At 70.0% G+C, this 19,418-nt stretch carries 16 protein-coding genes and 1 tRNA gene; 7 read left to right on the forward strand and 10 right to left on the reverse strand.

Going from position 1 to position 19,418, the window contains the following annotated elements; translation table 11 throughout:
- Positions 1–12: 12 nt before the first annotated feature.
- Positions 13–100, reverse strand: a tRNA-Ser gene (locus tag FFS10_RS15185).
- A gap of 75 nt (positions 101–175) precedes the next feature.
- Between FFS10_RS15185 and FFS10_RS15190 the strand changes: the two genes are divergently transcribed.
- From FFS10_RS15190 to FFS10_RS15200, 3 genes are all read left to right on the forward strand, one after another.
- The gene (locus FFS10_RS15190) at positions 176–1,114 is read left to right on the forward strand and encodes a metallophosphoesterase family protein (protein ID WP_137895318.1); all 939 of its coding nucleotides are present in this window, start codon (positions 176–178) and stop codon (positions 1,112–1,114) included.
- Positions 1,115–1,226: 112 nt separating this feature from the next.
- Complete coding sequence (locus FFS10_RS15195) at positions 1,227–2,207, forward strand: Bug family tripartite tricarboxylate transporter substrate binding protein (RefSeq protein ID WP_171016109.1); 981 nt, start codon at positions 1,227–1,229, stop codon at positions 2,205–2,207.
- Complete coding sequence (locus tag FFS10_RS15200; RefSeq protein ID WP_137895320.1) at positions 2,207–3,778, forward strand: sulfatase family protein; 1,572 nt, start codon at positions 2,207–2,209, stop codon at positions 3,776–3,778. Before FFS10_RS15195 ends, FFS10_RS15200 begins: the two co-directional genes overlap by 1 nt.
- A gap of 30 nt (positions 3,779–3,808) precedes the next feature.
- Here FFS10_RS15200 and FFS10_RS15205 read toward each other — a convergent pair whose 3' ends face one another.
- Positions 3,809–4,774: an AraC family transcriptional regulator gene (locus tag FFS10_RS15205; protein ID WP_137895321.1), complete on the reverse strand. Its 966-nt coding sequence runs from the start codon at positions 4,772–4,774 to the stop codon at positions 3,809–3,811.
- A 126-nt stretch (positions 4,775–4,900) separates the two neighbouring features.
- On the opposite strand from FFS10_RS15205, the gene FFS10_RS15210 reads away from it, so the two are divergent.
- Entirely contained in the window at positions 4,901–6,046 is a 1,146-nt protein-coding gene (locus FFS10_RS15210; RefSeq protein ID WP_137895322.1) for an FAD-dependent monooxygenase, read from the forward strand.
- 297 nt (positions 6,047–6,343) lie between these two features.
- A complete protein-coding gene (locus tag FFS10_RS15215) occupies positions 6,344–7,135 on the forward strand; it encodes a hypothetical protein (RefSeq protein WP_137895323.1) in 792 nt (263 codons plus the stop codon).
- A gap of 21 nt (positions 7,136–7,156) precedes the next feature.
- Here FFS10_RS15215 and FFS10_RS15220 read toward each other — a convergent pair whose 3' ends face one another.
- The 8 genes from FFS10_RS15220 to FFS10_RS15250 form a co-directional block, all read right to left on the reverse strand.
- On the reverse strand, positions 7,157–10,090 hold the full coding sequence (locus tag FFS10_RS15220; protein WP_249931313.1) for an EAL domain-containing protein: 2,934 nt from the start codon (positions 10,088–10,090) through the stop codon (positions 7,157–7,159).
- A gap of 167 nt (positions 10,091–10,257) precedes the next feature.
- Positions 10,258–10,902: an urease accessory protein UreG gene (gene ureG, locus FFS10_RS15225; RefSeq protein ID WP_137895325.1), complete on the reverse strand. Its 645-nt coding sequence runs from the start codon at positions 10,900–10,902 to the stop codon at positions 10,258–10,260.
- The gene (locus FFS10_RS15230) at positions 10,899–11,606 is read right to left on the reverse strand and encodes an urease accessory protein UreF (RefSeq protein ID WP_171016110.1); all 708 of its coding nucleotides are present in this window, start codon (positions 11,604–11,606) and stop codon (positions 10,899–10,901) included. The genes ureG and FFS10_RS15230 overlap by 4 nt, the downstream gene beginning before the upstream one ends.
- Positions 11,606–12,136, reverse strand: coding sequence for an urease accessory protein UreE (gene ureE, locus FFS10_RS15235; protein WP_137895327.1), 531 nt, complete (start codon positions 12,134–12,136; stop codon positions 11,606–11,608). Before ureE ends, FFS10_RS15230 begins: the two co-directional genes overlap by 1 nt.
- Positions 12,136–13,878, reverse strand: a complete 1,743-nt coding sequence (ureC, locus tag FFS10_RS15240; protein WP_137895328.1) for an urease subunit alpha — start codon at positions 13,876–13,878, stop codon at positions 12,136–12,138. Before ureC ends, ureE begins: the two co-directional genes overlap by 1 nt.
- Position 13,879: 1 nt before the next feature.
- Entirely contained in the window at positions 13,880–14,185 is a 306-nt protein-coding gene (locus tag FFS10_RS15245) for an urease subunit beta (RefSeq protein WP_137895329.1), read from the reverse strand.
- Between the two features lie 17 nt (positions 14,186–14,202).
- Positions 14,203–14,376 carry a hypothetical protein gene (locus FFS10_RS23005; RefSeq protein ID WP_171016111.1) on the reverse strand — a complete coding sequence of 58 codons (174 nt, stop codon included), beginning with the start codon at positions 14,374–14,376 and terminating at the stop codon, positions 14,203–14,205.
- Between the two features lie 13 nt (positions 14,377–14,389).
- Complete coding sequence (locus FFS10_RS15250) at positions 14,390–14,692, reverse strand: urease subunit gamma (protein WP_137895330.1); 303 nt, start codon at positions 14,690–14,692, stop codon at positions 14,390–14,392.
- A gap of 125 nt (positions 14,693–14,817) precedes the next feature.
- On the opposite strand from FFS10_RS15250, the gene FFS10_RS15255 reads away from it, so the two are divergent.
- Together FFS10_RS15255 and FFS10_RS15260 are read left to right on the forward strand one after the other, a co-directional pair.
- Positions 14,818–18,351 (forward strand): hybrid sensor histidine kinase/response regulator, encoded by a 3,534-nt coding sequence (locus tag FFS10_RS15255; protein ID WP_137895331.1) that lies wholly within the window; start codon positions 14,818–14,820, stop codon positions 18,349–18,351.
- Entirely contained in the window at positions 18,332–19,348 is a 1,017-nt protein-coding gene (locus FFS10_RS15260) for a response regulator transcription factor (protein ID WP_137895332.1), read from the forward strand. Before FFS10_RS15255 ends, FFS10_RS15260 begins: the two co-directional genes overlap by 20 nt.
- Positions 19,349–19,418 lie beyond the last annotated feature (70 nt).

Raw genomic sequence — 19,418 nt, forward strand, 5'->3', positions numbered from 1 at the left:
GGATGGGGATGCTGGCGGAAGAGGTGGGATTCGAACCCACGAACGGTTGCCCGTTGCCGGTTTTCAAGACCGGTGCAATCGACCACTCTGCCACTCTTCCGCGGGCAGGGCATTGTAGCCCTTGCCGCCCTGCCGGCGGCTCTGGCCAGGCGGCCTTCGGAGACGGGAGCGGACGATGATGCGGTGTTTGCGCTGGCTGTGCCTGGCTTTGCTGTGCGGCGCGGGGACGGCCATGGCCCAGGGCTTTTCCTTCGTGGCGCTGGGCGATCTGCCCTACGGCCCGTCCGGCCCCTACCTGAAGCTGATCGAGGCCATCAACCGCCTCGAGCCGGACTTCTCCATCCATGTGGGCGACATCAAGTCCAGTGCGACGCTTTGCTCCGACGAGGAGCTGCGGCGCCAGCGCCAGCACTTCGATCTCTACGCCGACCCGGTGGTCTACACCCCGGGCGACAACGAGTGGACCGACTGCCACCGCCCCGCCAGCGGCGGCTACGACCCGCTGGAACGGCTGGCCTTCTTGCGCCAGAACTTCTTCACGGCCGGGCAGTCCCTGGGCCGCCGGCCCATGGCGCTGCAGAGCCAGGCCGCGCTGATGCCCGAGCATGGAAAGTTCGTCGAGAACGCGCGCTTCGTGCACCGCGACCTGCTGTTCGTGACCCTGCACATCGTCGGCAGCAACAACAATTTCGAGACCCGCGACCCCCGGGCCGTGGCCGAGTTCTTCGAGCGCGACCGCGCCAACGTCGCCTGGATACAGTCGGCCTTCGCCCTGGCGCGCGAGCGCGACCTCAAGGCCCTGGTGTTCGCCTACCAGGCCGAGGTGTTCGAGTCCCGTGGCGCGCAGGACGACTTCCCCGCGCATTCGGGCTTTCGCAACAGCATAGGCCAGACCCTGCTGCCGCTGGCCGCGCAATGGGGCCGGCCGGTGCTGCTGATCCACGGCGACGGGCACGAGTTCAAGCTGGACCAGCCCTTCAAGCTCAACCGCAAGCCCCTGACCCAGCTGACCCGGCTTGAGGTGCCGGGCGCCGGCGACGTGCGCGCCGTGCGCGTCACGGTGGACACGCGCCGGCCCCAGCCCTTCGTGGTGGAGTTGCTGCCTTCGCCCTGACCTCGCCCGGCGCCCGGCGCTGGACGAATGGTGCCCAAATCCGGATTCCCGGAGGTTGAGGGCGGACGGCGTCTGGCGAAGAATGGATCCATCTCAACCTGGAGAGCAAGAGATGGTGTATCGCTTCCTCATGTCCGTCCTGGCCGGCGCCACGCTGGCCACGTCCCTGGTGGCGCCCGTCGCGGCCCAGTCCTACCCCGGCAAGACGGTCAGCATCGTGGTGCCGTTTCCCGCCGGCGGCGGGCCCGACCTGCTGGCGCGCGCGCTCGCAGAAAAACTGGCCCCGCGCCTAGGCCAACCGGTGCTCGTGGACAACAAGCCCGGCGCGGGCGGACTGCTGGGCGCCAGCGGCGTGGCGCGGGCGCCGGCAGATGGCCATGTGTTGCTGCTGGCGCCCAACACCCTGGTGATCTCTCCCCATGTGCTGCCCAAGGGCGCCGGCGGCGGCATAGACGTCAACAAGGACCTGGCGCCCATCGTCTCGCCGGCCAGCACGCCCATGGTGCTGCTGGCCCATCCGCAGCTGGGCGTGAGCAACCTCGAGCAGCTGGTGGCGCTGGCGCGCAGGTCGCCGGGCCTGGCCTATGCCAGCGCGGGCAACGGCTCGCCCATGCATTTCGCGGGCGAGATGTTCCAGAAGTCGGCCGGCGTGCAGCTGCTGCACGTGCCCTACCGCGGCGCGGCGCCGGCCCTGGCCGCGGCGCTGGGCGGCGAGGTCAAGCTGCTCTACACCGGCCTGGGCGCCGCGATTCCGCTGATCAAGTCGGGCAAGCTGGTGCCGCTGGCGCTGACCGAGAAGGCGCGCTCCAGGCTCGCGCCCAGCCTGCCCACGGCGGCCGAGCAGGGTTTTCGCAACGTCGAAGTCAACGCCTGGTACGGCCTGTTCGCCCCCAGCGGCACGCCGGTGGCCGTGGTCGAGCGGCTCAACCGCGAGGTCAACGAAGTCCTCAAGTCGCCCGAGCTGCGCGAGCGCCTGGAGGGCGCGGGCCTGGAGGTCGGCGGCGGCACGGCCCAGCAGCTGGCCGGCCTGATGAAGGAGGACTTTGCGCGCTACGGCCGCATCGCCCAGGAACTCAACATCAAGGCCGACTGATGTCCCGCCCCAACTTCCTGCTGTTCGTCACCGACCAGCAGCGCGCCGACCACCTGGGCTGCTACGGCAATCCGGTGGTGGCCACGCCGCACGTCGACGCGCTGGCGAAAGAGGGCTGCGTGTTCGACGAGTTCCACGTCGCCTCGCCGATCTGCCAGCCCAACCGGGCCTCGCTGATGACGGGGCGCATGCCCAGCGCTCACGGGGTCGCCATGAACGGACGCGAGCTGTCCTTCGGCGAGACCAGCTTCGTCGAGATGCTGCGGGCGGCCGGCTACCGCACGGGCCTGGTGGGCAAGGCGCACCTGCAGAACATCACCACGGCGCCGGCGCCCTGGCCGGGCGCCGGGCAGCGCCTGCCGGTGGACGCGCGCAGGCGCTTTCCCGGCGTGTACGGCCAGGAGGTCCGGAAGCGCTGGGAGGACGATCCCGGCTTCGACCTCGCGCTGCCCTACTACGGCTTCGAGCGCGTGGCGCTGACCATAGGCCATGCCGACCAGCAATACGGCCACTGGCGGCGCTGGCTGCGCGCGCAGACCCCGGACGCCGAGCGCCTGATCGGGCCCGAGAACGCCATCCCCACGCCTGGGCTCAAGCTGGCGCGGCTGCGCCAGGCCTGGCGCACGCGCGTGCCCGAGGAGCTTTATCCCACGGCCTACATCGCGGGCCGGACCTGCGAGCTGCTGTCCGAGTTCGCCGGTCAGGGCCAGCCCTTCTTCCTGCAGTGCTCGTTCCCCGACCCGCACCACCCGTTCACGCCGCCGGGGAGTTTCTGGGACCTGTACCGGCCGCAGGACATGGACCTGCCGCCCTCGTTTCACGCGCGCCTGGGCGACCCGCCGCCGCCCGTCGCCCATCTGCGCGCGGCGCGCGACCGGGGCCAGGCGGGGCGATCCGGCCACGCGGCCTTCGCCTGCGACGAGCAGGAGGCGCGTGAAGGCCTTGCGCTGAACTACGGCAACATCGCCTGCGTCGACGCGGCCGTGGGCCGGGTGCTGGCGCAGCTGCGCGCCCTGGGCCTGGACCAGGACACGGTGGTGCTGTTCACCAGCGATCACGGCGAGCTGCTGGGCGACCGCCAGCTCATGCTCAAGGGCGGGCTGCACTACCGCGCGCTGACGCGCGTGCCCCTGGTCTGGCGCGACACGGCCGAGCGCCGGCGCGCGGGCCGCAGCCAGGCCCTGGCCCAGACCACGGACATCGCCGCCACGGTGCTGGGCCGCGCCGGCCTGGCGCCGGCCAACGGCATGCACGGCCGCTCGCTGCTGGACCTGATCGAGGGCCGCGCCGAGCGCGGGCGCGAGCGGCTGGTGGTCGAGGAGGAGGGTCAGCGCGCCGACTTCGGCCTCGCGCGCCGCAACCGCCTGCGCAGCCTGCTCACGGGCCGCCACCGCCTGACGATCTACGACGGCCAGCCCTGGGGCGAGCTCTACGACCTGCAGGAGGACCCGCTGGAGCTCAGCAACCTCTGGCGGCGTGCACCGGCCCTGCGCGCCGAGCTGTCCGCGCAGCTGGCCTACGCCATGCTCGAGCTGGCCGACACCAGCCCCTATCCCGAAGCGTCGGCCTGAACGCGGTCAAGGCACGCGATCTGGGCGCGATCAGGGCGTCTGCTCTTCCAGGGTCTTCCTCTGCTGGCGGGCGCGCCTGAGGTAGGCGCTGGGCGTCAGGCCCGACCAGCGGCGGAAGGCGCGCGCGAACACCTTGTCCGAGCCGTAACCGGCCTCGTCGGCGATCTGGCTCAGGTGCAGGCGCCCGGCTTCCAGCTGCTCGGCCGCCAGCGCCATGCGGTGAGCCGTGAGGTAGCCGATCGGCGCGGCGCCCACCCGCTCGCGGAACTGCTCGCTGAAGCGCGAGCGCGACATGCCGGCCTCGCGTGCCAGCGAGGCCAGGCTCCAGTCCTGCTGCGGCTCGCGGTGCATGCACATGATGGCGCGCGCGATCGCGGGATCGCCCAGGCCGCGCAGCCAGCCCGCGCCCATGGCGGTCTCGCGCGCCAGGTGCTCGCGCAGGAGGTTGACCAGGATGAGCTCGCCCATGCGGCCGGCCGACAGCCGCCAGCCGGGGCGCCGCGACAGGGTCTCGATGACCAGCGACTGCATGGTGGTGGCCAGGCAGCCCGCGATCGCCAGGTCCTGCTCGCGCAGGTGGATCAGCGGCGGCAGGATGCGGAACACCGAATGCCGGCAGTAGGCCGAGAACCAGACCCGGGCCGTGAACATGTCGGTCAGCGCGCCGCCGCCGCCATGGCTGAACACCAGCGGGTTCTCGCCGGCCGGGCCCTCGGCGTGCCGGGCGATCAGGCGCGAGAAGGGCTCGGCCGCCAGCCCCGGCGCCGAGGCGATGGTGTGCGGCGCGCCCAGCGGCAGCATCACCAGGTCGCCGGCCTCGACCCGCAGGGGCGCCGCGCCCTGCACCTCGATCCAGTAGGGCGCGCCGCGCGACATGCGGATCAGCGCGCCCGACACGCCGGCCGAGTGCAGGCTCCAGGGCGCGGTCAGCGCGAAGCGCGCGGTGACCGCGCGCTCGGAGCGGCAGATGTCCAGCACCTCGCTCAGCGCGTCCATGTTCACAGGGGCAGGGAAGGGCGGGAGCGCGGTCTGGACGAATGGTGTGCAGATCCGGCGTTTCGGAGGTTGAGCATGGGCAGGGCTTGCCTAAGAATCGATCCATCTTAACGGAAGGGCAGATCCATGCAGGCATTGAACATCGGCGTCGTCGGCGCCGGCATCGGCGGACTCGCGGCGGCCAACGCGCTGAATCAGGCGGGCCATCGCGTGGTGGTCTTCGAGCAGAGCAGGCAGTTCCTGCGCGTGGGCGCCGACATCAACCTCACGCCCAACGCGGTGCGCGCGCTCGATGGGCTGGGCATAGGCGAGGCGGTGCGCGCCTCGGCCGCGCGGCCCACGCACCGCATCAGCCGCAGCTGGGACAGCGGCGAGGAGACCTCGCGCCTCCCGATGGGCGACGAGGCCGAGCGCAAGTACGGCGCGCCCCAGCTCACCATCCACCGCGCCGACCTGCTGGCCGCGCTGGCCGACGCCTTCCCGGCCGGCCAGGTGCGCTTGGGCCTGCGCGCCCAGGCCATCGCCGAGGACGAGGCGGGCGTGGCGATCCGCTTCGCCGGCCAGGACCAGGCCGAGCGCCTGGACCTGCTGATCGGCGCCGACGGCATCCACTCGGTGGTGCGCAACGCCATGTTCGGCGCCGAAAGCCCGCGCTTCACCGGCGTGGTGGCCTTCCGCGCCGTCGTGCCGACCGAGCGCGTGGCCCAGCTGCCCAACATCCAGGCTTTCACCAAGTGGTGGGGCCCCACGCCCGAGAGCCAGATCGTCACCTTCCCGCTCAACCGCGGGCGCGACACCTTCATCTTCGCCACCACGGCGCAGGACTCCTGGCACGAGGAGTCCTGGACCACCCAGGGCAGCGTCGAGGAACTGCGCGGCTTCTATGCCGGCTTCCACGCCGATGCACGCGCCCTGCTCGACGCCTGCGACAGCGTGCTCAAGACCGCGCTCTACGAGCGCGACCCGCTGCCGCGCTGGTCGAGCGCGCGCATGACCCTGCTGGGCGACGCCTGCCACCCGATGATGCCCTTCATGGCCCAGGGCGCGGGCATGGCGATCGAGGACGCCGTGGTGCTGGCGCGCAACCTGGCGGCGATCCAGGACGCCGCCCAGGTGCCGGCCGCGCTGGCGCGCTACGAGGCCATGCGGCTGGCGCGCGCCAGCCAGATCCAGCTCGGTTCGCGTGGCAACAACTGGTTACGCGCCGGTGGCAATGCCGACTGGGTCTATGGTTACGATGCCTGGTCCGTGCCGCTGGAGGCGGCCGCCTGAACGGCGCGATCACAGCGAAACACCAACGGTGACGGGGCCCCTTCGGGGGCCCTTTTTTTTGGACCGCGTGACAGGGCGTACACACCCGGTGCGCGCTCGGCGGACGTGTGAACACTTAGTCACATTAATGCGAAATATGTAGCATGTAACTTGCAGTAGGCCCAGCCTGCCGCAATTTCAGTCCAATGCTCGAGGGCCCGTACGGCGTCCGAGGGTGTTGTCTTCCCTTGTGAATCCGCCTGCCAACAGCGCATTCATCCTGATCGGCAGGTCTCTCAACCTTCTTGGAGTGTCGCCATGATCGAGCAAACCACCCCCGCTAACCTGTCTTCCGCTTCTGCACTGCGCCTGGCCGCCGTCCGGGCCGCACGCGCCAACCCCGCTGCCGGTGCCGCGCTGGGCGAGGAACGCCTGCCGTTCACGGTCCGTCTGGTGCGCAACGCGGCCGACCTCGACAAGGCGGTTGCCATCCGTCACGCTGCCTACGCGCGCCATGTGCCCGACCTGGCGGAAAAGCTGCGTGCGCCCGAGGCCATCGATTTCGAGGATGGGGTGGTGGTCCTGCTCGCGGAGTCCAAGCTGGACGGTTCGGCGCTCGGCACCATGCGCATCCAGACCAACACCTACAAGCCGCTGAGCCTCGAAGAGTCGGTGCAGCTGCCGCCCTGGCTGCAAGGCGGCTCGCTGGCCGAGGCAGCGCGTCTGGGCATCGCCGGCGAGCGCATCGGCAACATGGTCAAGACCGTGCTGTTCAAGGCTTTCTTCCTGTACTGCCAGCAGGCCGGCATCGACTGGATGGTGATCACGGCGCGAGCGCCGATCGATCGCCAGTACGAGCGCCTGCTGTTCAGCGACGTCTACCCGGGCATGGGCTATGTGCCGATTCGCTGCACCAACGACATTCCGCACCGCATCATGTCGTTCGAGGTCGCGACCGCCGAGGTACGTTGGGCCGCAGTGCAGCACCCCTTGTTCAATTTCATTTTCCGTACTAACCACCCTGACATCGATCTCGACCCGTCCACTGCGGGCCAAGCCGCTGCGATGCACCGGTCCTACGAGGCGCCGCGTGGGGTCATGTACTCCTGAGACCACAAGGCGCCCGCGCCGCTAGTGCAGATGCGGATGCTCCGAGGCCAGGAAGCCGGGCTCCTTGGGCAGGGGGTGCTCGGACTGGCTCAGCGCTCTGATCAACTGGATCAGCGCCTGGTCCTCGATGAAGCTGGCCGACGAGCTGGCCCGCAGCAGCCGCTCGGCTGCCAGCGGGCGGGCGATGGCGTAGCCCTGGACATAGTCGACGCCGATCTCGGCCAGGGTCTGCACCGCGGCGTGGTCCTCGGCCCATTCGGCCACGGTCTTCATGCCCAGGTTGCGCCCCAGGCTGACGATGGCTTCGACGATGGACACGTTGGCCGGATGGTGGTTGATGTTGACGATCAGGCTGCCGTCGATCTTCAGCAGGTCGCTGGGCAGGTCCTTGAGGTAGGAGAACGAGGTGTAGCCGGCGCCGAAGTCGTCCAGCGCCACCTTGGCGCCGTAGGCCCGCACCTGGTCGATGAACTGCCGCGTCTTCTCGATGTCGTGCAGGGCCACGCTCTCGGTGATCTCCAGGCACAGGCGCGGCGCGATGTCGCGGTGCTGCTCGAGCTGTGCGAACACGTCCTGGATGAACTTCTCGTCGTTCAGCGAGGAGCCGCTGAGGTTCATGCAGACGAAGCGGGTTTGCGCCAGCCGCGGCAGGTGGGCCTGGATCCAGTTCAGCGTGGTAGTCAGGACCCAGCGGTCTATCATGCCCATGCGGCCGCTGTTCTCGGCCGCCGCGATCACGCGTGCCGTGGGCACGAACTGGCCCTGGGGGTCGCGCATGCGCAGCAGCACCTCGAAGTTGAGCGACTGGTAGGGCGCCTTGAGCGACATGATGGGCTGCATCTCGAGGTAGAAGCCCGCCGTGGCGTCGGGCGTGGCCAGGTGGGCCACCAGGCGCAGCTCGTCCTCGTGCTCGCGGAACACCTTGGAGTTCTTCTCGTACACCACCAGGTTGTCGCTGTGGCCGGCCTTGGCCTCGCGGCAGGCACGGTCGGCGGTCGAGACCGCGTCCTTGCTCGAGGTGCCGGCGCCGACCTCGATCAGGCCCATCGAGCCCACCACATGAAATGCCTGCTCCCCCACCTGGTAGGGCGTGCTGCCGATCGCATCGACGATGCCGCGGCAGATCAACGCGGCCAGCGCGATCTTGGTGCCCGGCAGCACGATCACGAACTCGTCGCCGCCGACCCGGCCGAGCCGCATCTCGCCCGAGATCACGGTGTTGATGCGCGCGCAGACCTGCTGCAGCACCTCGTCGCCGACCAGGTGGCCGTACAGGTCGTTGATCAGCTTGAAGCGGTCCAGGTCCAGGTAGGCCAGGGTCAGGGGCGTCTCCTGTTGCTCGAGCTGCTGCAGGGCCTGCGCCAGCGCGGCTTCGGTGCCGCGGCGGTTCAGCGCCTTGGTCAGCGGATCGTGCTGGGCCAGGAACTCCAGGTGGGCGGTGGCGCGCGACTTCTCGGTGACGTCCTGCAGCGAGCCCTCGATGCGCTCGCGCGCCAGCGTGGCCCGGACCAGGAAGCGCCGGGGCGCGGCGCCGGCCTCTTCCGGCCGGCCTTCGATCTCGAGCTCGGCCTCCTTCTGGCTGTTGACCAGCCAGTGCAGGCGCAGCCAGTCGGCCTCGCTGAAATGCTGCTGCCAGGCATTGCGTCCGGGTGCGAGCACCTCGGTACCCAGCATGGCGGTCAGCGCCGGGTTGGCGTTGGTGAACTGGCCGTTCAGGTCCAGGGCGAACAGGCCGATGGGAATCGCCTCGTAGGTGTGCTGCAGCTCGGCCTGGGCCTCGAGCTTCTGGTCGTGCTCCTGCCGCATCTGCGCCGCAATGGCCAGCGAGGCCAGCAGGCTGGACGACAGCGCGGCCGTGACGCTGTTGATCGCGCCGATGAAGTTCTGCAGGCCCAGGGCGGCCGAGATCACCTCGTAGAGGCTGGCGAACAGGGTGGTGGCGATCGACAGGCCATACCATATCGCCACTGGCGACCGGCTCAGTTGCAGGATGCGGACCAGATAGAACACGAGGATGGAGATGCCGAAGGCGGCAGCAGTCCAGACCAGTGGCAGGAACAGCTTGTAGGGCAATACCATCGACAGCACCAGCAAGGGCGGGCAAGTCCACTGCAGGGCCTTCAGAAGGTACTTATAGCCCACCTTGACCAGGTCTTCCTGGAACATAGCCTTGAACAGCGTCACCGTCGCGATATAGAACAAGGCGATGGTGACCAGGCGACCTTGGATGAGCCACTCGTGCGGAGCCAGCCTTCCCAGCCATTGCGTGTCCCAGCCCGCCGACAGCGCACCCATGCGCAAGTTCAGCACCAGCCAAGCCGCGAACAGCACATAAGTGCCGTTGCGGTTGATCAGGGCCGTGATGAAGACGAACAGGGCCAGCACGATCAGGCCGCCGTCGAGCAGGCCTGAATTGCGGTGGAAGTCCTCGGCGGCCAGATGCAGCCGGGCCGTGGGCCACTGGAGCAGCGTCAGGCGCGCGGGGCCGACCGAGCGGACTTTGCATAGGATGCCTTGCTCAGCCGCTGCCGGGTTGAGGCTCAGTGCGAAGCCGGCCTTGACCTGCGACAGGGGGCCGGTCGTGGCTCGCCGATCCGCCTCTCCCAGCGGGCGCAGGCTGGCGGCATCCCAGCAGGCCAGGGCCACGGTATGGCGCGACGTGAACTCGATGGCCTGGGCCGGTTCGTCCGGCCGGCGTTCGGCGCTGAACAGCAGCCAGCGCGGCGCCTCGGACAGGCGTGTGTCGTGGCGCGCCACCAGCGGCTGGGCCGGCAGCTGCGCCAGCGCCTGGGCCGGCGTCAGGGCGGCATTGCCGTCCTCGAGCACGCGGAAGTCCAGCGCCCTGGCCTCGGGCTGGGGGTGCTGCGGTTGCCAGAACAGCAGCGCGATCAGGGACAGCAGCGCGATCGCCACGGGCAGCGCGTAAATGGACAGGGCCCGCAGGACCCTGTCCAAACCGTCATGCCACTGGCCGGCCCTTGTCTGAAGCCGCTTGAATTGCCGCAATTCGCGCACCATACCCCTTTTTCGGCAGAATGCGTCCCATTCTGAAGCAAGTGACGCCCGTCGACCGGATTATGCGGGTGTCCGGGGAGTTGTACATCGAAAGTCCTCGCCAGAGATCAAACGGTCGCCAGCATGCCCCGCTGTTCGATGAAGCGGACTACCTGGTCCAGGCCGTCCCGGGTCTTGAGGTTGGTCATCACATAGGGTTTGCCCTGGCGCATGCGCAGCGTATCGGCCTCCATCACGGCCAGGTCCGCGCCCACATGGGGTGCGAGGTCGGTCTTGTTGATCACGAACAGGTCGCTCTTGGTGATGCCGGGGCCGCCCTTGCGCGGGATCTTCTCGCCCGCGGCCACGTCGATCACGTAGATCGTGAGGTCGCTGAGCTCGGGGCTGAAGGTGGCGGCCAGATTGTCGCCGCCGGACTCGACGAACACCACATCGGCTTCGGGAAACTGGGCCAGCATGCGGTCTATGGCCTCGAGGTTGATCGAGGCGTCCTCGCGGATCGCGGTGTGCGGGCAGCCGCCGGTCTCCACGCCCAGGATGCGCTCGGCCGGCAGCGCGCCGCTCACGGTGAGCAGGCGCTGGTCTTCCTTGGTGTAGATGTCGTTGGTGATGGCGACCAGGTCGTAGCGCTCGCGCATGGCCTTGCAGAGCATCTCGAGCAGGGTGGTCTTGCCGGAGCCGACCGGCCCGCCTATGCCCACGCGCAGGGGCGGCAGCTTCTTGGTGCGGTTCGGGATGTGGTGCAGGTTCATGATCGGAAAAGCCTCGAGTACTGGGTTTCGTGCTGGGCCGAGAGGATGGCGAGGCGAGGCGAGAAGGCCTGGCGCTCGCTGTCCATCAGGGCCAGCGCCTGGTCGGCCGCCGCCGGGATCTGGTCGGCCAGCCGGGCCAGGATACGCTGGCCCGCGCTCTGGCCCAGCGGCACGGCCTTGAGCGCGGCCTGCACCATGTTCTCGGCCCAGCCGAAGGCATAGGCCAGCAGGACCTCGCGCACCGGCGCCAGGGTGCGCGAGGCCGCGAGCGCGAAGGCCAGGGGGTAGCTCGGGTCCATCGCGGCCAGGGCCTGGAGGTCAGCCTGGCGCTCGGGCCGGTTCGCGTCCTGGTTGCGCAGCCAGTCGAGCAGGGAGCGTCCCATCTGCTCGGTCTGCAGTCGCATCTCGCGGGTCTCGCGGGTCTGCAGCACCCAGTCGTTGAGCTCGCGCAGATGGGCCAGGTCGCCGCGCCGCCAGGCCGGAACGGCCTTGGCGAGCACGGCCAGGTCGCCGCGCGCCAGCGTGAGCTGCAGCTGGGCCAGCAGCCAGTCCGCGGCCGCGGCCTCGGAGGCGACGCCGGCGCGCTCGACGGCGCTTTCCAGGCCCTCGGAATAGGAGAAGCCGCCCACCGGCAGGGCCGGCGAGGCCAGCCAGATCAGCTGCAGCAGGCTGGGCGCCGGCAGGGGCGTGGCGCGTTCGCGCATCAGTGGTGGTGGTCGCCGTGGTCGTGGGAATGCCCGTGGTCGTGGCCATGGTCGTGACCGTGACCGTGACCACCGTGGCCGCCGTAGGCCCCGCCCTCGGGCTCGAAGGCGGCCCGGGTCTCCTGCACCGTCAGGTGCATGGCGCGCAGCATGTCGGCCAGCACATGGTCGGGCTCGATCTTCAGGTGGTCGGGCTGCAGCTCGATCGCCACATGGCGGTTGCCCAGGTGGTAGGCCGCGCGGGTCAGGTCGAAGGGCGAGCCGTGCTCGGCGCAGGGCGTGATGAGCAGCACCGGCTGGGCTGCCGCGAGCACGCGCACCAGCGAGCCGTCCTCCGCCACCAGCACGTCGCCGCCGCGCACCACGCTGCCGCGCGGCAGGAACACGCCGAGCTCGCGGCCCGTGGAGTCGGTGGCCGAGAAGCGGCTCTTCTGCCGTACGTCCCAGTCGAGTTCGACCGTGGCGGCGCGCCTGAGCAGGGGAGCGGCCAGGCCCTGGCCGCGCGCAATGAGCTTGGATACGGACAGCATCAGAACAGGAAGTAGCGTTGCGTCATGGGCAGGCTGCGGGCCGGCTCGCAGGTCAGCAGATGGCCGTCGGCGCGCACGGCATAGGTCTGGGCGTCGACCTCCATGCGCGGCGCGTAGTCGTTGTGGATCATGTGGCGCTTGCCCACGCCGCGTATGCCCTTCACGGCCGCCAGGGTCTTGGCCAGGCCGAAGCGCTCCTTGATGCCGGCGGCCAGGCCGGCCTGCGAGACGAAGCTCAGCGAGCCGCGGGCGAGGGCGCCGCCGAAGGCGCCGAACATCGGCCGGTAATGCACGGGCTGCGGCGTGGGGATGCTGGCGTTGGGGTCGCCCATGGCGGCCAGGGCGATGAAGCCGCCCTTGAGGATCAGCGCCGGCTTGACGCCGAAGAAAGCCGGCTTCCAGACCACCAGGTCGGCCCATTTGCCGACCTCGATGCTGCCGACCTCGTGGCTGATGCCGTGCGCGATCGCGGGGTTGATCGTCAGCTTGGCGAGATACCGCTTGACGCGGAAGTTGTCGTGGCGGTCGGTGTCCCCGACGCTTGCGTCGGTTCCTGATCCTCGCAGCTTGCCCCTTTGCTGCTTCATCTTGTGCGCGGTCTGCCAGCAGCGCAGGATCACCTCGCCGACGCGGCCCATGGCCTGGCTGTCGGAGCTGAACATGCTGATCGCGCCCAGGTCGTGCAGGATGTCCTCGGCCGCGATGGTCTCCTTGCGGATGCGGCTTTCGGCGAAGGCCAGGTCCTCGGCGATGGCCGGGTCCAGGTGGTGGCAGACCATCAGCATGTCCACATGCTCGTCCAGCGTGTTGATGGTGTAGGGCCGGGTCGGGTTGGTCGAGGAGGGCAGCACGTTGGCCTCGCCCACCACCTTGAGGATGTCGGGCGCGTGGCCGCCGCCCGCGCCCTCGGTGTGGAAGGTGTGGATGGTGCGGCCCTTGAAGGCGGCCACCGTGTCCTCGACGAAGCCCGACTCGTTGAGCGTGTCGGTGTGGATCGCGACCTGGGTGTCGGTGTCCTCGGCCACCGAGAGGCAGTTGTCGATCGCGGCCGGGGTGGTGCCCCAGTCCTCGTGCAGCTTGAGGCCGATCGCGCCGGCGGCGATCTGCTCGTGCAGCGCCGCGGGCAGGCTGGCATTGCCCTTGCCCAGGAAGCCCAGGTTCATCGGGAAGGCGTCGGCCGCCTGCAGCATGCGCTCGAGGTTCCAGGGTCCGGGCGTGCAGGTGGTGGCGAAGGTGCCGGTGGCCGGGCCGGTGCCGCCGCCTATCATGGTGGTGACGCCGCTGGCCAGCGCCTCCTCGATCTGCTGCGGCGCGATGAAGTGGATGTGGGTGTCTATGCCGCCGGCGGTGACGATGCTGCCCTCGCAGCTGATGATCTCGGTGCCGGGGCCGATCACGATGTCGACGCCGGGCTGGGTGTCGGGGTTGCCGGCCTTGCCTATGGCCGCGATGCGCCCGCCCTTGAGGCCTATGTCGGCCTTGACGATGCCCCAGTGGTCCAGGATCAGGGCGTTGGTCAGCACGCAGTCCATCGCGCCCTGGTCCCGGGTGCGCTGGCTCTGCGCCATGCCGTCGCGTATGGTCTTGCCGCCGCCGAACTTCACCTCTTCGCCGTAGCCGCCGGCGCGCAAGGTGTAGTCCTGCTCGACCTCGACGATCAGCTCGGTGTCGGCCAGGCGGACCCGGTCGCCGACGGTGGGGCCGAACATCTCGGCGTAGGCGCGTTTGCCAATCGTTGCCATGTCAGAGTTTTCCCTGGGTCAGTCCGCGGAAGCCGTAGACCACGCGCTCGCCGGCATAGTCCACCAGCTCCACGGTGCGCTGCTGGCCGGGCTCGAAGCGCACGGCCGTGCCCGAGGCGATGTTCAGCCGCATGCCGCGCGCGGCGCCGCGGTCGAAAGCCAGCGCCGCGTTGGTCTCGGCGAAGTGGTAGTGCGAGCCGACCTGGATGGGCCGGTCGCCGGTGTTCCTGACCACCAGGCTCAGGCTGCGCCGTCCGGGGTTCAGGGGGTGGTCGCCGTCGTCGATCAGCAGTTCGCCGGGGATCATGAGACCTCTTCTTTCCCTTATTTGCCGCCGCGCGACAGCCAGAGCGCGAGCACGGCCAGCGCGCCCACGAAAACGAAGCCCCAGACGTCAGTGGCATGGCCGTGCGGGCCGGACAGGCCGTGGCCGCCATGGGCCAGGGCGGCCGACGAGGCGGCCAGGGTGAAAAGCAGGGCGGAAATGGTTCTTTTCATGGGGTGCCTCGGGTCAGACGATGGGCTGGTGCACGGTGACGAGCTTGGTGCCGTCGGGAAAGGTGGCCTCGACCTGGATGTCGGGAATCATCTCGGCCACGCCGTCCATCACATCCTCGCGCGCGAGCACGCTGCGGCCCTCGCTCATCAGCTGGGCCACGGTCTTGCCGTCGCGTGCGCCCTCCATCACGGCGGCCGAGATCAGGGCCACGGCCTCGGGGTAGTTGAGCTTGAGGCCGCGCGCCTTGCGGCGCTCGGCCAGCAGGGCGGCGGTGAAGATCAGCAGCTTGTCTTTTTCGCGGGGCGTCAGTTCCATGGCAGGCGGGGTGGGCGGCAGTGCCCGCATCATAGTCAGCAAAGCCCGTACCCGGCCATACGCCGAACGGGGCATGGCGCGCCGCACCATGGCATGGAAACTGCACGCCGGGTCCTGTTCCTGCCATGACGCCCGCCGCCGACGCCTCCTCGCCCCCCGACCACGCGCCGGCGCGCGAGGCCCTGCCCGATCCGCCGCAGCAGGTGGTCAAGGTGCGGCGCGACTACAACGCCTGGGTGGCGCGCGAGACCCTGGAGGACTACGCCCTGCGCTACGCGCCCCAGCGCTTTCGGCGCTGGTCGACCTGGCGCGTGGCCAACACCGCCTTCGGCGCCGCCTCCTTCCTGATCCTGGAGGCCGTGGGCGCGACCCTGCTGGTGCAGTACGGCTTCGTCAACGCCTTCTGGGCCATCCTCGCCACCGGCCTGATCATCTTCGGTGCCGGCCTGCCGATCAGCGTCTACGCGGCGCGCTACGGCGTGGACATGGATTTGCTGACGCGGGGCGCCGGCTTCGGCTACATAGGCTCGACGCTCACCTCGCTGATCTACGCCTCGTTCACCTTCATCTTCTTCGCCCTCGAGGCCGCCGTCATGGCCTACGCGCTCGAGCTCGCGCTGGGCATCCCGCCGGCCTGGGGTTACGGGGTCTGCGCCCTGGTGGTGATCCCGCTGGTGACCCATGGCGTTTCGGCCATCAGTCGGCTGCAGCTGTGGACCCAGCCGCTGTGGCTGGTCATGCTGGTCGTGCCCTTCGTCTATGTGCTGCTGCGCGATCCTGGTGCATTTGCCGGGGTGACGCACTATGGCGGTGAGTCCGGCCGCGACGCCACCTTTGATTCGCACCTTTTCGGTGCCGCGCTCACGGTGGGCATCGCGCTGATCACGCAGATGGGCGAGCAGGCCGACTACCTGCGCTTCATGCCCGCCTGCACGCCTGCGACGCGCCGGCGCTGGTGGCTGGGCGTGCTGGCCGGCGGCCCGGGCTGGGTGCTGCTGGGCGTGGTCAAGATGCTGGGCGGGGCCCTGCTGGCCTACCTCGCCATCACCCACATGGTGCCGCTCGAGCGTGCGGTCGACCCCAACCAGATGTACCTGGCCGCTTACGAGTACGTGTTTCCGCACTACGGCTGGGCGGTGGCCGCGACCGCGCTGTTCGTCGTGATCTCGCAGCTCAAGATCAACGTGACCAATGCCTACGCGGGCTCGCTGGCCTGGTCGAATTTCTTCTCGCGCCTCACGCACAGCCATCCCGGGCGCGTGGTCTGGGTGGTGTTCAACACCTTGATCGCCTTCATGCTGATGGAGATGGACGTGTTCCAGGCCCTGGGCGGCGTGCTGGGCCTGTACGCCAACATCGCCATCGCCTGGATCATGGCCGTGGTGGCCGACCTGGTGGTCAACAAGCCGCTGGGCCTGTCGCCGCCCGGCATCGAGTTCAAGAGAGCCTATCTCTACGACATCAACCCGGTCGGCGTGGGCGCCATGGCCCTGGCCTCGGGGCTGTCGATCAGCGCCCACCTGGGCGCCTTCGGGCCGCTGGCCCAGGCCTTCTCGGCGCTGATCGCGTTGTGCACGGCCTTCGTGGTCTCGCCGCTGCTGGCCTGGGCCACGCGCGGGCGCTACTACCTGGCGCGTGGTCCCGAACCAAAGATGCCGTCGGAGGGGGAGGGAGCCTACCTGGGCGCGGCGCCGCAGCGCTGCGTGATCTGCGAGCGCGAATACGAGGCGCCCGACATGGCGCACTGCCCGGCCTACCGCGGCGCGATCTGCTCGCTGTGCTGCACGCTGGACGCGCGCTGCGGCGACCTCTGCAAGCCGCAGGCCAGCCTGTCGGCCCAATGGTCGGCCGCGCTGCGCTGGCTGCTGCCGCGCCGCGTCTGGCCCTATCTGGACACCGGGCTGGGCCATTTCCTGCTGCTGATGCTGCTGATCGCGCCGCTGCTGGCCACGGTGTTCGGCCTGCTGTACCGGCAGGAGCTGCAGACCCTGGTGCTGGCGGCCACCGACACCGAGCTGATGCAGGCGCCGCATACGGCGCTGCGCTCGGGCTTTCTCAAGGCCTACCTGGCCCTGCTGCTGGTCGCCGGCATCGTGGCCTGGTGGCTGGTGCTGGCGCACAAGAGCCGCCAGGTGGCGCAGGAGGAGTCCAACCGCCAGACCGGCCTGCTGGTGCGCGAGGTGGCGTTGCACCGCCAGACCGACGAGGCCCTGCAGAAGGCCAAGCTCCAGGCGGAGCGGGCCAAGCTCGCGGCCGACCAGGCCAACCAGGCCAAGAGCCGCTACATCAGCGCCATCAGCCACGAGCTGCGCACGCCGCTCAACAGCATCCTCGGCTACGCCCAGCTCATGGGCGAGGACGCCAGCGTGCCGCCGCATCGCCGGCAGGCGGTCAACGTGATCCGGCGCGGCGGCGAGCACCTGCTGTCGCTGATCGAGGGTACGCTGGACATTGCGCGCATCGAGTCGGGCAAGCTGGCGCTTCAAGTTGCGCCCATGCGCTTCGCCGACGGCCTGCACGAGCTGGCCGGCCTGTTCGAGCTGCAGGCCGCGGCCAAGGGGCTGGCCTTCCGCTTCGAGCTGCAGGGCGTGATCCCCGAGTGGGTGCGCGCCGACGAGAAGCGCCTGCGCCAGATCCTGATCAACCTGCTGGGCAACGCGATCAAGTTCACGGCCGAGGGCACCGTCACGCTGCGCGCGCGCTATGCGCGCGAGATGGCCTGGCTGGACATAGAGGACACCGGCCCGGGCCTCACGTCCGAGGAGATCGAGCAGGTCTTCGAGCCCTTCGCGCGCGGCGGCAGTGCCGCGGCCGCGGTGCCCGGCGCGGGCCTGGGCCTGACGATTGCCAAGATGCTGACCGCGCTGATGGGCGGCGAACTCTCGGTCACCAGCCGGCCCGGCGCCGGTTCGGTGTTCCACGTCAAGCTGTTCCTGCCCGAGCTGCACGCCGAGGCGCTGCCGCCGCCCGCCGCGAGTGCCGCGCGGCCGCGGCGCGGCTATGCGGGGCCGCGCCGCCGCATCCTGGTGGTGGACAACGAGGAGGCCGACCGCGAGCTGCTGGTCGAGTTGCTAGCGCCCTTGGGCTTCGGGCTGCGCCAGGCCGCCAACGGCCACGATGCGCTGGACCTGCTGGCGGCCGGCTACCGCCCGGACGTGGTTTTCCTGGACCTGGCCATGCCCGGCATAGACGGCTGGGAGACGCTGCGCCGCATCCGGCAGATGGAGCTGGCCGAGGTCCACTGCGCCATCGTCTCGGCCAACGCATTCGACAAGGGGCTGGACAACGCCCTGGGCATCAGGCCCGAGGACTTCCTGGTCAAGCCGGTGCGCCACAGCGAGCTGCTGGACTGGCTGGAGCGCCGCCTGGGATTGGTCTGGCTGGACGAGGCAGCCGGCGCCACGGCTGCGGCCTTGCCGGCCGCGCCGGCGCCGCCGCAGGAGCTCAGCTATCCCGCCGCCGCCGCCCTGGCCGCGCTGGAGCAAGGCGTGGCCCTGGGCTACTACCGCGGCATCCTCAACAGCCTGGACGAGATCGAGCGCAGCCAGCCCGCGCACGCCGCCTTCGTGCAGGCCATGCGCGAGCTGGCGCGCCAGTTCCAGTTCGAGGCCATGGGCCGGATTCTTCAGCAGGCACGCCATGCATCCCGTACCGCCTGACATCGCGCCCCGGGCCGTGCTGGACCGCGCCGGCGGCGACCTGGTGCTGATCGTCGACGACGTGCCCGACAACCTGGCCCTGCTGCACGACGCCCTGGACGAGTCGGGCTACACGGTGCTGGTCGCCACGCACGGCGAGGCGGCGCTGCAGCGCGCCGCCCAGGCCCTGCCCGACATCGTGCTGCTCGACGCCATGATGCCCGGCATGGACGGCTTCGAGGTCGCGCGCCGGCTCAAGGCCGCGCCGCAGACCGCGCACATCCCCATCATCTTCATGACCGGGCTGACCGAGACCGAGCACCTGGTGGCCGCGCTGGCGGCCGGCGGCGTGGACTACGTGACCAAGCCGATCAAGCCGCGCGAGGTGCTGGCGCGCATGGGCGTGCACCTGGGCGGCGCGCGCCAGGCGCGCCAGGCCGCGAGCCAGGCCCACCAGGCGCGCAACGCGCTCGACGCCTTCGGCTACGCCAGCCTCACGGTGCGCGCCGGCGACGGCCGCCTGCTGTGGCAGACGCCGCTGGCGCGCGAGCTGCTGGCGGCCTGGTTCGGGCCGGCCTCGCCCCTCGCGCCCGAGCCGGTGCGGGCCTGGCTGGCGCGCCTGCTCGCGGACGGCCACGCCCCCGATGCACGTGCCGAGCCGCCGCGCCTGACCCTGGAGCAGGGCGCGCGGCGCCTGTCCTTCAGGCTGCACCAGCAGGTTGGCGACAGCGCCGGCGGCGGCGACTGGCTGGTCGTGATGCGCGAGGTCTCGGACGACCAGGTCGTCGAGTCCATGCGCCTGGCCTTCCTGCTCACGGCGCGCGAGGCCGAGGTGCTGTACTGGCTGGTCAAGGGCAAGATCAACCGCGACATCGCCGACATCCTGGGCGCCAGCCCGGCCACGGTGAAGAAGCACCTGGAGCGCGTGTTCGCCAAGCTCGGCGTCGAGACCCGCACCGCTGCGGCCGCCATGGCGCTCAAGCGCATGAGGCAGCTGCATCCGCAGTTCGAGGGCTGATACGGTTTTGCATTCAATGAGATAGCCTCATCGCGCTGCGACGCGGTGCCGTGTTCCGTTCATGTTCCCC

Source organism: Ramlibacter sp. 2FC, assembly GCF_005503345.1.
Classification (GTDB): domain Bacteria; phylum Pseudomonadota; class Gammaproteobacteria; order Burkholderiales; family Burkholderiaceae_C; genus SCMQ01.